The organism is Micromonospora sp. NPDC050695 (assembly GCF_040654415.1).
Taxonomy (GTDB): Bacteria; Actinomycetota; Actinomycetes; order Mycobacteriales; family Micromonosporaceae; genus Micromonospora.
Genome location: NZ_JBFAHZ010000008.1, coordinates 40,077 through 53,214 on the forward strand (window position 1 = coordinate 40,077; position 13,138 = coordinate 53,214).

At 72.3% G+C, this 13,138-nt stretch carries 10 protein-coding genes; 3 read left to right on the plus strand and 7 right to left on the minus strand.

The window, feature by feature from the left end:
- Positions 1-152 precede the first annotated feature (152 nt).
- Positions 153-1,406, plus strand: coding sequence for a phosphatidylserine decarboxylase (locus tag AB0H52_RS08185; RefSeq protein ID WP_357946031.1), 1,254 nt, complete (start codon positions 153-155; stop codon positions 1,404-1,406).
- Between the two features lie 58 nt (positions 1,407-1,464).
- Here the strand turns inward: AB0H52_RS08185 and AB0H52_RS08190 are convergent, their stop codons facing one another.
- The 3 genes from AB0H52_RS08190 to AB0H52_RS08200 all read right to left on the minus strand — a co-directional run bounded on the left by AB0H52_RS08190 (position 1,465) and on the right by AB0H52_RS08200 (position 4,722).
- Positions 1,465-2,400: a CDP-alcohol phosphatidyltransferase family protein gene (locus AB0H52_RS08190; protein WP_357946034.1), complete on the minus strand. Its 936-nt coding sequence runs from the start codon at positions 2,398-2,400 to the stop codon at positions 1,465-1,467.
- Between the two features lie 346 nt (positions 2,401-2,746).
- Positions 2,747-3,655, minus strand: a complete 909-nt coding sequence (locus AB0H52_RS08195; RefSeq protein ID WP_357946038.1) for an NUDIX hydrolase — start codon at positions 3,653-3,655, stop codon at positions 2,747-2,749.
- Between the two features lie 116 nt (positions 3,656-3,771).
- Complete coding sequence (locus tag AB0H52_RS08200; RefSeq protein ID WP_357946041.1) at positions 3,772-4,722, minus strand: NUDIX domain-containing protein; 951 nt, start codon at positions 4,720-4,722, stop codon at positions 3,772-3,774.
- A 143-nt stretch (positions 4,723-4,865) separates the two neighbouring features.
- Between AB0H52_RS08200 and AB0H52_RS08205 the strand changes: the two genes are divergently transcribed.
- Entirely contained in the window at positions 4,866-5,222 is a 357-nt protein-coding gene (locus AB0H52_RS08205) for a PspC domain-containing protein (RefSeq protein ID WP_151488593.1), read from the plus strand.
- Positions 5,223-5,229: 7 nt separating this feature from the next.
- Here the strand turns inward: AB0H52_RS08205 and guaA are convergent, their stop codons facing one another.
- Both guaA and AB0H52_RS08215 read right to left on the minus strand, forming a co-directional pair.
- Positions 5,230-6,786 (minus strand): glutamine-hydrolyzing GMP synthase, encoded by a 1,557-nt coding sequence (gene guaA / locus AB0H52_RS08210; protein ID WP_357946044.1) that lies wholly within the window; start codon positions 6,784-6,786, stop codon positions 5,230-5,232.
- Positions 6,787-6,927: 141 nt separating this feature from the next.
- A complete protein-coding gene (locus AB0H52_RS08215) occupies positions 6,928-8,625 on the minus strand; it encodes a GMC family oxidoreductase (RefSeq protein ID WP_357946047.1) in 1,698 nt (565 codons plus the stop codon).
- 146 nt (positions 8,626-8,771) lie between these two features.
- Here AB0H52_RS08215 and AB0H52_RS08220 point away from each other — a divergent pair, with 146 nt between their 5' ends.
- Positions 8,772-9,890: an LCP family protein gene (locus AB0H52_RS08220; RefSeq protein ID WP_357946050.1), complete on the plus strand. Its 1,119-nt coding sequence runs from the start codon at positions 8,772-8,774 to the stop codon at positions 9,888-9,890.
- Between the two features lie 121 nt (positions 9,891-10,011).
- Here the strand turns inward: AB0H52_RS08220 and AB0H52_RS08225 are convergent, their stop codons facing one another.
- Both AB0H52_RS08225 and AB0H52_RS08230 read right to left on the minus strand, forming a co-directional pair.
- Entirely contained in the window at positions 10,012-11,469 is a 1,458-nt protein-coding gene (locus AB0H52_RS08225; RefSeq protein ID WP_357946052.1) for a M1 family metallopeptidase, read from the minus strand.
- A 107-nt stretch (positions 11,470-11,576) separates the two neighbouring features.
- Complete coding sequence (locus tag AB0H52_RS08230) at positions 11,577-13,001, minus strand: M1 family metallopeptidase (protein WP_357946055.1); 1,425 nt, start codon at positions 12,999-13,001, stop codon at positions 11,577-11,579.
- Between the last annotated feature and the right edge of the window lie 137 nt (positions 13,002-13,138).

A 13,138-nucleotide genomic window follows, 5' to 3' on the forward strand; every position in this document is an offset into this window, starting at 1 on the left:
CGCGTCGGCCCGCTCCACCGCCACGGCGGTGCGGCCGGCGCGGGCAGGCGCATATGCTGGCTGATGGAGATCTCGCCTCCGCCGGCCGGCCCGACCCGCCATGGCGGTCCCGCCGCGATTCCCGTCGCTACCCCGTCAGGAGCCCGTCCGACATGACCCAGTCCCCCGCCGTGCGTACCACCGGTCGGTCCGGTCCGGTCCGCATCGGCGAGCGAGCCGCCCGAACGCTCGTCACCGAGCTGGCCCGGATCAACGATCCCAAGGCCGCCCTGCTGGTCGGCGCGAGCCCGGAGTCCGCGGTGCTGGCCGCGGCGATCGAGGCGCTGCTCCCCGGTGACCGGCTCACCGTGGTGCCCGCCGAGTCGTCCGACGCCACCGTGCTCCGCGAGCACGTCACCGCCCAGGGCCGGTGGGTCTCCGAGCGGGTCCGCGTGGTCGACACGCTCGCCGAGGCGGAGGCCGCCACCGTGGTCATCGCCGGAGAGGTTTTCGCCGGCACCGTCGAGGAGACCCGCGGCGCCATCGAAGGGCTGGTCAAGTACCTCACCGACGGTGCGGTGTTGAGCGTGGCCACGACCGCGACTCCCGGCCGGACGGCCGGTGCCGCCGCCGAGCTGGCCCGGCAGGACGCCCTGCACGGCGTCGGCGCCGACCTGGTCCTGCGCAACTCACCGCCGCTGCGGATCTACCGGCTGCGGTTCGCCCCGGCCGCACCGGCCGCGGCGGACCGGTTGACCCCGGCGTACCGGCCGTCGAGCGTGAAGCTGACCCGCGGCATGCACATCGACTCCAACGGGGTGGCGGCGGCGGGCATCACGTTGGGCCTGGCCGCGCTGGCCCGGGTGGCACGTCCGTCATCGAAGCTGTGGCTGCTGCCGGCACTGGCCGCCGGCCCGGTCGCCGCGTTCTTCCGCGATCCGGAACGGGACGTGCCGGAGGACCCGACCGCCATCGTCGCCAGCGCCGACGGACAGGTCCTGTCGGTGCAGCGACTGCACGACGAGCGCTTCGGCGACGGCGAGTGGTTGCGGGTCGCGGTCTTCTTGTCGGTGTTGGACGTGCACGTCAACCGGTCACCGGTCGCCGGCAAGGTGGTGGACTACTTCGTCGCCGACGGCGGCTTCGTCAACGCGATGAAGCCGGACGCCGAACACAACGTCGCCGCGTACACCGTGCTGGACACGTCACGCGGCACGGTGGTGGTCGCGCAGCGGACCGGGCTGATCGCCCGCCGCATCGTGCAGCGCGCGCCGATCGGCGCGCTGTTGGCGAAGGGCGAACGCTTCGGTCTGATCCGGTTCGGCTCGCGCACCGACGTGTACCTGCCGGCCGACGCCGCCGACCCGCTCGTCGGTCCGGGCGACAAGGTCGTCGGCGGGGCGACGGTCATCGCCCGCTGGCGCTGACCCAGCAGAGCGAGAACGGGGCGCCGCTGTTCGCGGCGCCCCGTTCTGCATGTCTCGATCAGGCGGTACGACGCTGCCGCAACCAGAGCACCGGCCCACTGACCAGGTAGCCGACCACGATCAGGGCGAACGTGAGCCGGACGTCGACGAGCGCGCCGATCACCGGGGCCAGCCACAGCCACGGCGGCATCTTGACCAGGCGGGCGAGCTTGGCGTACGGGAAGCTGGAGACCATCGCGAAGGCGAGCAGCGCCACGCCGGCCACCAGCACCGGGCCGGGCACCGGCAGGCCGATCGCCACGGTCACCGCGAGCACCGCGGCCGCCATGGTGGTGGGCACGCCGCAGAAGAACCGGCCGTCCTTCGGTGAGACGTTGAAGCGGGCCAGTCGGATCGCGGCACAGGCCGCGACCAGGGCGCATGCCACCGCGGCGGCCGCCGTCGAGACGGAGCCGGCGAGCGAGGCGTACACCACGACCGGCGCGGCGAGGCCGAACGAGCACATGTCGGCCAGCGAGTCCATCTGCGCGCCGAACGGGCTGGCCACACCGAGCCGGCGGGCCAGGGCGCCGTCCAACCCGTCGAAGACGACGCAGGCGATCAGGCAGAGCGCGGCGAGGCGCACCTCACCCTGCATGGCCAGGAAGATGGCCAGCATGCCGAGCATCAGGCTCGCCAGGGTGCAGGCGTTGACCACGCCGAACTTCATCCGGCGGGCCACCGTGCGCTCGCCGGGGAGCAGGGGGATCGACCCGGCCGTGGCCTCGTCGGTGTGCACCATGGGCAACGCCGGGCTGATCGGCATGACCGCCTCGATCTCCGCCCGGGTGGCGTCGATCGGCGGCCGGCTGAGCCGGTCCAGACCGTAGCGGCGGCGCTGCCGGTCGGCGTACCGGTGCTCGGGCAACGCGAGGTCGGTGGTCCGCAGGTCGTCGTCACGGCGACCCACTCGGACCAGCAGCACCTGGCGGGCGAACGTGCTGCTGCGGCGCAACGGGCCCGCCCAGCGACGCCCTGCGGGGCGCGGACTGTCAGTCGTACGACGCCGGCGCCATGGGGCTCTCGGCACGTTTCCTCCATCACCGGATCGGCTGGCCGCCGCGGGGGCGGGTGTCCGGCTGTCTCGTGCCGGACCCTTCGATGGCCCGGCAGCCTTTTGCGGAGTACACCATCGCATAGGGGAACAGGACTTGGCGATAGCTGCCGGCGGTACTTATAACTGGCTTAAACCGCGCGAACCGCTCTCTTATTCCCATCCCGGGCCTCAACGCCCGTTTCCTCCACCATTCCCTCCACTGACTGTACCGGAGGGTCACCATTCCGGCTCAGCGAGCGGGGTGCTATCCGCCCGCTTGTCCGATTGCCGAGGCAGCGATGCCGGTCAACGGCAGGTCAGCGGTCTCGGACCGGGTGAACCAGCCGGCCCGAGCCGTCGAACCACCGGCGGACTCGGTGACCACCGCGTCGGTGGGTACGTCCACCAGCACCCGATAGATCACCCGTACGCCGTGCCAGTCCAGCGGGCGACCCTCCGGGCCGAGCGCGGCGGGGTTGTGCAGGTTGTCGACGCCGAGCAGTTCCACCACCCGGCCCAGCTGCCCGCCCTCCTCGACCAGCTCCCGCAGCAGCCCGGTGGTCGGCTGTTCGCCGTGGTCGGTACCACCGCCGGGGAGGTGCCACCTGCCGGCGCCCGGGTAGCCGTCCGCGATCTGGGTGAGCAGGAACCGCCCGCCCGGATCGGTGACCAGCCCGTACGCCCCGAAGCGCAGCCGGCGGTCGGGGTGCGGTGCCGGGTCGGGTGGCAGTGCCCGGGGCAGGCCGGCCGGCAGGGGCGACACCGGCAGCCCGAGCAGCTCGGCAGTGAACGGCATCAGCGGCACGGCCGCCGCCTCGTCCGGGCCGAACCAGCCCAGCTCGGCGATGCCGCCGGCGGGCTCCGGCCGGAGGTCACCGCCCGTCGCCTCGACGTCGAAGATCAGCCGGTCGGTGTGCACCGCGACATCGTCGTCGGGGTACGTGGCGACATCGGCGACCGCCGCCCGGATCGCGCCCACCGCGGCGGCCAGCCCGGTCTCCCGGGCGAACTCACGCTGGGCGGCCCGGACCGGGTGTTCGGCGTGCTCGACCCCGCCGCCGGGAAGCTGCCACACCCCCGGGTACGGGCAGGTCTCCGACCCGCGCGCCAAGAGCACCCGCCCGCGCCCGTCGCGCAGCATCCCGTACGCCCCGACGCGCCGCCGCTCCCGCACGCCACCACCTCCACCCGCCGACTTCATCGATCATGAGGTTAGCGGCACCGGGACGGACATACCGCCCGGTCAACCTCATGATCGACCGCGAGCGTCGGGGTGGGGTGGGTGTGGGGTTAGGTGAGCTGGGCTGCTTGGACTGCCTCGGCGGTCACCTCGGTCAGGCGGTCCGTGGGCAGGGCGCCCAACTCCTCGCGGGCGAACCAGCGGGCCTCGCAGGTCGAGCCGCCCACGTCGGCGATCGTCAGCGGGTTGGGATCGTCCACGACCACCCGGTAGAAGGCGCGTACGCCGTGCCAGTCGATCGGGTAGCCCTCCGGGCCGAGCGAGGCGGCGTCGCGGTGGCTGGCCACTCCGAGTAGCTCGACGAGACGGCCAGCCTGGCCGGTCTCCTCCACCAGCTCACGGATGAGTGCCGCGCCGGGCTGCTCGCCGTAGTCGGTGCCGCCTCCGGGCAGGTGCCAGCAGCCGGCACCCGGGTAGCCGTCGGAGATGCGGGTGAGCAGCACCCGACCGGCCGGGTCGGTGCACACCGCGTACGCGGCGAAGCGCTGCGCCCGGTGCAGCCCGTCGGGGCCGGGCACCGCGTAGAAGGAGGGGAACTCGGGGGCTTCGTCGGGCACCACGTCGGCCGAGGAAGCGGGCAGACCGAGAGCACGCGCGGTGAACGAACGCAGCGGCAACTCGCGCGCCTCGTCGAGCGTGTACCACCGGGCCAGGTCGGTGGGGCGTTCGCCGACCCGGTCGGCGAGGGTGCCGCCGCGCACCGCCACCCGGTAGATCAGCCGGTCGGTGTGGATGGTGATGCCGCGATCGGGCAGCGCCCGCATGTCGGCGAGCACGTCGGCCAGGCCCGAGACGGCGACCGAGAGGCCCGTCTCGGCGGCGGTTTCGCGGACCACCGTGTGATTGGGGTCCTCGCCGTGGTCGACCGCCCCGCCGGGCAGGGACCACGTGCCGGGGGTGCCGGAGCGCTCCGATGCGCGGACCAGCAACACTCGGCCGTCTGAATCAGCACAAACTGCGTATGCCGCGATCCTGCGAAGCGGCTCCAGCAAGGTGGTCACGGGAGCAAATTCTCCCCGGGCCGGGTTACCGGAACGGAAAAGAGTCGGATTCCTGACTGTCTGGCCCCAATCAGGGATCGGTCAGGGTAAGGATCCGGGCAGTCACCGAGGACAGGCCGGGCCCCGGCGCGGACCGTGGAGGCATGACAACCACCGCCGCTCCCCACGCCCCGTACAAGCAGCTCCGGCGACCCACCACCGACCGCATGGTGGCGGGGGTCGCCAGCGGCCTCGGCCGCTACTTCGACGTCGACCCCACCCTGGTCCGGGTGGTCTTCGCGGTCGGCGGCCTGCTCACCGGCGGGCTCGCCCTGTTCGCGTACCCGATCATGTGGTTCCTGATGCCCGAGGAGCCCACCGGCGCGCCGGCCTGGCCGCACCCGGCGGGCGCCGCGCCGCAGCCCACCGCCGGGCCCGCGCCCGGCGGACCGGCACCGGGGTACGCCCCGACGCCGCCCTACCCGCCGACGACCCCGCCCAGCGCGCCGCCGGCCGGGTGAGGCGCACTCACTCCCACTCGATGGTGCCCGGCGGCTTGCTGGTGACGTCCAGCACCACCCGGTTGACCTCGGCGACCTCGTTGGTGATCCGGGTGGAGATCCGGGCCACCACCTCGTAGGGCAGCCGGGACCAGTCGGCGGTCATCGCGTCCTCGCTGGAGACCGGGCGCAGCACCACGGGATGCCCGTAGCTGCGCCCGTCACCCTGCACGCCGACGCTACGTACGTCGGCGAGGAGCACCACGGGGAACTGCCAGACGCCCCGGTCCAGGCCGGCGGCGGTCAGCTCCTCGCGGGCGATCAAGTCGGCCTGGCGCAGCAGGTCGAGCCGCTCCCGGTCGACCGCGCCGATGATCCGGATGGCCAGGCCGGGGCCGGGGAACGGGTGCCGCCAGACCATCGCCTCGGGCAGGCCGAGCTGGAGGCCGAGCGCCCGGACCTCGTCCTTGAACAGCGTGCGCAGCGGCTCGACCAGGGCGAACTTCAGGTCCTCCGGCAGGCCGCCGACGTTGTGGTGGCTCTTGATGTTGGCGGTGCCGGTGCCGCCGCCGGACTCGACCACGTCCGGGTAGAGGGTGCCCTGGACGAGGAACTCCACGTCACCGTGCGAGGCGATCTCGCGGGCCGCGGCCTCGAAGACCCGGATGAACTCCCGACCGATGATCTTGCGCTTCTGCTCCGGGTCGGTCACCTCGGCCAGCGCGCCGAGGAACCGGTCCGCCGCGTCGACCACCTTCAGCTTGATGCCCGTGGCCGCGACGTAGTCCTTCTCGACCTGCTCGGCCTCGCCCGCGCGCAGCAGGCCGTGGTCGACGAAGACGCAGGTGAGCTGGTCACCGACCGCCTTGTGCACCAGCGCCGCGGCGACCGCCGAGTCCACCCCGCCGGACAGGCCGCAGATGACCTCCTTGTCGCCGACCTGGGCGCGGATCAGGGCGACCTGCTCGTCGATGATGTTCTCGGGCGTCCAGGTCGGCTCGATGCCGGCGATGTCGTACAGGAAGCGCTGCAGCATCTCCTGGCCGTGCTGGGTGTGCCCGACCTCCGGGTGGAACTGCACGCCGGCCCGACGCCCGGCCAGGTCCTCGAATGCCGCCACCGGCGCGCCCGCCGACTCGGCGGTCACCGTGAAACCCTCGGGCGCCTCGGTGACCGCGTCACCGTGACTCATCCAGACCGGCAGGTCCGCCGGGAGGTCGCGGAGCAGCACACCCGGGGCGAGCAGACGGGGGCGCAGCGGCGTGCCGCCGTACTCGCGGTTACCCGTCCGCGCGACGGTGCCGCCGAGCGCCTGGGCCATCGCCTGGAAGCCGTAGCAGATGCCGAAGACCGGCACGTCGGCCGTGAACACGCCGGCGTCGATCTGCGGGGCGTCCGGCGCGTACACGCTGGCCGGGCCGCCGGAGAGGATGATCGCGGCCGGGTTCTTCGCCAGCATCTCGGCGACCGGCATCGAGTGCGGCACGATCTCGGAGTAGACCTTCGCCTCCCGGACCCGGCGCGCGATGAGCTGGGCGTACTGGGCTCCGAAGTCCACCACAAGGACGGGGCGAGGCAGGCTCATGTGCACAAATCCTAGCGAGTATCACCCCCGCCCCGACGACCGGCTCGCCGCCCGCACCCCGCTCGCCGCGATCGCGCACTTCCGGTCCCGCCAAAAGCCACAAATACCACCCGGCGACTACCGACACCGCACGATCGCCGGTCAGGCGCGCAGCGCGCCCGGGGCGTCCGCCGGGACCGCCGGGGTGTGCGGGGGTACGGGTGGCAGACGGCGGTACGGGGCTCCTACGGGTGGCCTCGGGTCCTCTTCGCCCCGGTTGGGCCAGAAGGACATCGCCCGTTCCGCCTGCGCGGTGATCGTCAACGACGGGTTCACGCCGAGGTTCGCCGAGACCGCGGCCCCGTCCACCACGTGCAGCCCCGGGTGGCCGTACACCCGGTGCCAGGGGTCGATCACCCCGTCCGCCGGGGTGGCACCGATCACCGCCCCACCCAGGATGTGCGCGGTCACCGGGATGTCGAACGGCTCGGTGAGCGAGCCACCGGGAGTGCCACCGATCTCCTCGGCGAGCAGTCGGGTCGCCGTGTTGCCGGCCGGGATCCAGGTCGGGCTCGGCGTGCCGTGGCCCGGGCCGGTGACCAGCCGACGACCGAACGCGCCGCGCCGCCACCGGGTGGTCAGCGAGTTGTCCACCGACTGCATCACCAGGGCGATCACCGTCCGCTCCGACCAGCCGCGCACGGACAGCATCCGGGCGGCCAGCCCCGGTTGCCGCACGATGCTGCCCAGCCACCGCCGCACCCGGTGCGGGCCACCGTCGACCAGCAGCGACTGCAGCAGCCCCATCGCGTTTGAGCCGCGCCCGTAGCGGACCGGCTCGATGTGGGTCTGCCCGTCGGGGTGGAACGAACTGGTGATCGCCACGCCCTCGCTGAAGTCGAGTCGCTCGGCCCGGGCCCGCTGGCGCGGCACCGAGGCGCCCAGGATGGCCTCCGAGTTGGTCCGGGTCAGCTCGCCGAGGCGGGGCGACAGCGCCGGCAACGCACCGTCGGCCCGCATCGCGTGCAGCAGTCGTTGGGTGCCGAGCGCGCCGGCGGCGAAGACCACCTGGTCGGCGTGGATCACCTGCCGCTCTCGCCGCAGCCACCCGCCGGTGCGGACGGTGTGCACCTCGTACCCGCCGCCGGAGGCGGGTCGGACGGCGGTCACCGTGGTCAACGGGTGCACGGTGGCGCCCCGCCGCTCGGCGAGCCAGAGGTAGTTCTTCACCAGCGTGTTCTTCGCCCCGTGCCGGCAGCCGGTCAGGCACTCACCGCAGTGCAGGCAGCCGGTGCGCTCCGGGCCGGCCCCGCCGAAGTACGGGTCGCCGACCCGTTCACCAGGGCGGCCGATGTGCACGCCAACCGGGGTGGCGTGGAAGGTGTGCCCCACCCCCATCCGCTCGGCCACCGCCCGCATGGCGCGGTCCGCGCCGGTGTCCATCGGGTACGTGGTCACGCCGAGCATCCGCTTCGCCTGGTCGTAGTGGCGGGCCAGTTCGGCACGCCAGTCGGTGATGTCCCGCCACTGCGGATCGGAGTAGAAGGCCGGCAGCGGCTCGTAGAGGGTGTTCGCGTAGACCAACGAGCCGCCGCCCACCCCCGCGCCGGAGAGCACGAGCACACCACCGCCGGATCGCCGGTCGGCGGGGCGGAGCAGGGTGAGCCGCTGGATGCCGTAGCAACCCAACCTCGGCGCCCACAGGAACCGGCGGGCCCGCCAGGACGTCTGCGGGAACTCGTCGTCGGCGAAGCGCCGGCCGGCCTCCAGAACGCCGACCGACCAGCCCTTCTCGGCCAGTCGGAGCGCGGTGACGCTGCCACCGAAGCCGGACCCGACGACGACCACGTCGTACCGCATGGACGCATCATTACTCGCCAGTAGCGCTCGCGCCAGCGGCAGTTTTCGCGCGATCATGCAGCGGCCCACCAACCCGGCACCTCCCGGGCCGCAACCCGGAGTACCCGTCGGAGCGTTGTTCAGCAGACGGGTGGAAGGAATCCAAGATGATCCTCGGGTCGATGGCACCGCGCCGACGGTGGCTGCTGCTGGGCCTGGTGGCTCTCGCCGCCGTCGCGCTGATCGCCGCCGGGGCGGTGGTGGTCACCCGGCTCACCGGCGACAGCAAGCCCGGCGGCGCCCCGGTGGCCGGCTCGCCGACCCCGTCACCGCTCGGTACGCCCACTCCCAGCCCGAGCGGTCCACCGCCGGGCGCCAACATCACCGGCCCGCTGACGCTGCTGCTGGTCGGGGTGGACACCCGGGTCAGCGTGCCCGGCTGGGAGCCGCACTCCGACGCCGTGCTGGTGCTGCACGTGCCAAAAGGGCTGGGCCGGGCGTACCTCTTCTCGCTCCCCCGCGACCTGCTGGTGGACATTCCGGCGTTCCCGAAGGCCGGCTACAAGGGCGGCAAGACCAAACTCACGCACTCGATGAGCTACGGCAGCCGGGTGCCGGGCAAACCCAAACAACCGAGCACGGCCCAGGGGTACGAGCTGCTGCGCAGCACCGTCAGCGGCTACACCGGGCTGCGCATCGACGCGGGCGCGGTGCTCACCTTCAACGGCTTCGACCGGCTGGTGAACGCCCTCGGCGGGGTCGACATCTACGTCGACCAGCGGGTCGCCTCGCTGCACCGCCGACCGGACGGCAAGTACCGGGAGAGCGCGCCCGGCGGGTACACCGGGCCGCAGCAGGTCTACGAGAAGGGCAACCAGCACCTCAACGGCTGGCAGGCGCTGGACTACGCACGGCAGCGCTACATCACCGGCGGCGACTACGCCCGGCAACGCCACCAGCAGCAGCTGATCCGCGCGCTGACCCGCAAGATCCTGGACGAGGGCCTGGCCCGGCAACCGGAGCGGGTGGACCAGGTGGTCGCCGCGCTGGGCGACACCCTGGTGTACGTGGGCGGCAACCGCATCGTCGACCTGGCGTACGCGCTGAGCGGGGTGCCGGAGGACAAGTTCGTGCTGGTCGGCCTGCCCGGCTCCGGCGTCGGCAAGGGCAGCGCCTATCAGGGCGAACAGCTCACCAGCGAGGGCCGGAAGTTCATCACGGAGCTGCGCGCCGGCCGCGCCGACGCCTACCTGGCCGCCCACCCCAACCTGGTCGTCAAGAACTAACCCGGCACCCCGTACCCGGGCACCCGCCCGCCCGCCCGCGATCTTGCACTTTCGGTCGTTGATCTGCGCTCACTCACCCCTTTTGCCGGGGCAGAAAGTGCAAGATCGCGGGGGCGGGGGGTTAGAGGGGCTTGGGGCGGGCAGGCTTTTTGGTGCCGTAGAGCCAGGCGTCGAAGAGGGCGTCCAGTTGTTTGCCGGAGACTCGTTCGGCGAGGGCCACGAACTCGGCGGTGGTGGCGGTGCCGTTGCGCTTGTCCGCCGCCCAGGTCTTGATGATCTCGAAGAACGCCTTGTCGCCGACGGCCACCCGCAGCGCGTGCAGGGTCATCCCGCCACGCTGGTAGACCGACTGGCTGAACAGGTCCTTCACCCCCGGCTTGCCCGGCGGCGTCCTCCACACCACGCTCGGCACCGCGTCGTACCGCTTGTCGAACTCCGCCTTGGCGGTGGACTCCTTGGTGTGCTCGGCCCAGAGCCACTCCGCGTACGTCGCGAAGCCCTCGTTGAGCCAGATGTCCTCCCACCTGGCCAACGCCACGCTGTCACCGAACCACTGGTGGGCCAGCTCGTGGGCGACCACACCGGTGTTCGCGCCCTGCCGGAAGAAGCCGCCGGAGTAGACCGGGCGGCTCTGCGTCTCCAGCGCGTACCCGATGCGGCTGTCGGAGACGACCACGCCGCCGTACGCGTCGAACGGGTACGGCCCGAACACGCTCTCCAGGTAGTCGGCGACCGTGACGGTCTCGGCGATCGAGGTGTCCGCGGATCCCTTGGCGAGGGTGGTGGTGACCGCGCTGTAGACCGGCCGGCCCTTGTGCTCGCCGGTGGTGACCCGGAACGTGCCGATCACCAGCGTGCTCAGGTAGCTGGCCATCGGCGACCTCTCCGACCACTTCCAGGTGGTCCAGCCGTCCTTGCTGCTCTTGCCGCCGGGCACACCGTTGCTGACCGCGGTGAGGCCGTCCGGGACGGTGATCTCGAAGTCGTAGGACGCCTTGTCGGACGGGTGGTCGTTGACCGGGAACCAGGTGCTCGCCGACTCGGGCTGGCCCAGCGCGATCGCACCGTCGGAGGTGTGCAGGAACCCGCCGTCGCCGAGCAACTCGTTCTTCAGCGGCTTCGGCACGCCCGCGTAGGCGATCTCGGCGACGAACCCGTTGCCGTTGATCAGGCCGGCCGCCGGCTTGATCACCAGCTCGTTCCTGTCCCTGGTGTGGGTGGCCGGGGCGCCGTCCACGGTGACCCGTTCGACGGTCAGGCCGGCGAGGTCGAGGTTGAACGTCGACAGGTCGGCCGTCGCGGTGGCCTGCACCGTGGCCGTGCCGGTCAGCTGGTCCTCCGCCGGGTCGTAGCGCACCTTGACGGTGTACCGCCCGACGTCGTAGCCACCGTTGCCGTAGCTCGGGAAGTAGTCGTCACCGACGCCGGCGGCGCCGGCGGTGAACGTCCGCGCCGGCGTGGCCGACGCGCTCGGCGAGGGCGCCTCCTGCGGGGCGGCCGAGTCGCATCCGGACAGTGCGAGCGCCCCGGTCACCAGCAGACCGACGCCCACCCGCAGCCTGCGGCGCGTCACACTCATCACGAACCCTCCCCGTACGGTTGCGGTGACGGCCGAGCCACCCCCGCGCGACGGGGGTCTCCCGCCGATCGCAGGCGGCAGCCTATCGACCGGCGATCACGGCCCCGTCACGGCAGGGACGGCGGCGAGCCGCCCACCAGCCAGGCGTCGAAGAGCGGTCGCAGCTGCCGGCTCGACACCCGCTCGGCGAGCGCCACGAAATCCGAGGTGGTCGCGTTACCGGCCGCCCGCTCGGCGGTCCAGGTCCGCAGGATGCGGAAGAACGTGTCGTCGCCGACGGTGCGGCGCAACGCGTGCACGGTGAGCGCGCCACGCTTGTAGACGGCGGTGCCGAACATGTGCTCCCGGCCCGGCTCGACCGACGGTTGGGTCCAGTCGGTCGCCGCGTACTGGAGATCGAAGTTGCGCTGCGCGGTCCGGCCGCCGTCGTGCTCCTCCCACAGCCACTCGGCGTAGCTGGCGAAGCCCTCGTTCAGCCAGATGTCACCCCACCTGCTCAGCGACACGCTGTCGCCGAACCACTGGTGGGCCAGTTCGTGGGCGACGACCCCCGGGTTGGGGCGGTCGCCGGTGAAGAAGGCGGGCCCGTAGACGGGCCGGGACTGGGTTTCCAGGGCGTAGCCGATCCGGTCGTCGGCGACGACGATCCCGCCGTACGAGTCGAAGGGGTACGGACCGAATCGGCTGGCCAGGAAGTCGACGATCTCCCCGGTGCGGGCGACCGAGCTGGCCGCGCCGCCGCTCGCCGGCAGGCTCGCGGCCACGGCGGTGACCATCGGCCGGCCACCGTGCGTGCCACTGGTCACCCGGTAGTTCCCGATCACCAGGGTGCTCAGGTAGCTGGCCATCGGGGCCCGCTCCGACCAGCGCCAGGTGGTCCAGCCGTCGGCGCTGCTCGTCGGACCGGGCACCCCGTTGCTCAGCGCCGACAGCCCGTCCGGGACGGTCACCACGATGTCGTAGCTGGCCTTGTCCGACGGGTGGTCGTTGACCGGGAACCAGGTCGCCGCGGAGTCGGGTTGGCCGAGCGCGACCGCGCCGTCGGCGGTGTGCAGGAAGCCGCCGCTGCCCAGTTCGCCGTCGGTGACGGCGGCGGGTACGCCCGCGTACTCGATCGTCACCGTGAACTGCCGGCCCCGGGAAAGTCCGTCGCGTGGGGTCACGACCAGTTCGTCGCCGTCGCGTCGATGGTCGACCCGCGCGTCGGAGATGCTGACCGAGTCGACGTCCAGACCGTGCAGGTCCAGGTTGAACTGGGACAGGTCCTGGGTGGCCGTGGCCGTGACGACGGCGCGGCCGGTGAGCCGGTCGGTCGCCGGGTCGTAGCGGACGTCGAGGCCGTAGTGCGTGACGTCGTAGCCGCCGTTACCGCGCCCCGGCACGTACGGATCACCGGCGTCGGTGGCACCGGGCCGGAATCCGTCGGTGTCCGCACCCGTGCAGCCGGCCGTGATGAGCGCGATCACACAGGTCAACGCGGTGGCGGTGGCGGCCAGCCGGCTGCCGGTCGGTGTCTGTCCGGTCCGGATCATGCACCCTCCTCCTGCGACGATCCCGATCAGGACGAGCGTAGTCAGCGCCGACGGACCCACGGCCAGTATCGACGATCATCAGTCACTTTCGTCGATACAAACAAAAGTTAACCTCGATCGATACTTTCTTTCGGCTT

Bases quoted from the DNA above. Each gene is read 5' to 3' on its own strand.
- guaA (WP_357946044.1), bottom strand. From the start codon at position 6,786: ATGAGCCTGCCTCGCCCCGTCCTTGTGGTGGACTTCGGAGCCCAGTAC.
- AB0H52_RS08185 (WP_357946031.1), top strand. From the start codon at position 153: ATGACCCAGTCCCCCGCCGTGCGTACCACCGGTCGGTCCGGTCCGGTC.
- AB0H52_RS08220 (WP_357946050.1), top strand. From the start codon at position 8,772: ATGATCCTCGGGTCGATGGCACCGCGCCGACGGTGGCTGCTGCTGGGC.
- AB0H52_RS08215 (WP_357946047.1), bottom strand. From the start codon at position 8,625: ATGCGGTACGACGTGGTCGTCGTCGGGTCCGGCTTCGGTGGCAGCGTC.
- AB0H52_RS08205 (WP_151488593.1), top strand. From the start codon at position 4,866: ATGACAACCACCGCCGCTCCCCACGCCCCGTACAAGCAGCTCCGGCGA.
- AB0H52_RS08225 (WP_357946052.1), bottom strand. From the start codon at position 11,469: ATGAGTGTGACGCGCCGCAGGCTGCGGGTGGGCGTCGGTCTGCTGGTG.
- AB0H52_RS08230 (WP_357946055.1), bottom strand. From the start codon at position 13,001: ATGATCCGGACCGGACAGACACCGACCGGCAGCCGGCTGGCCGCCACC.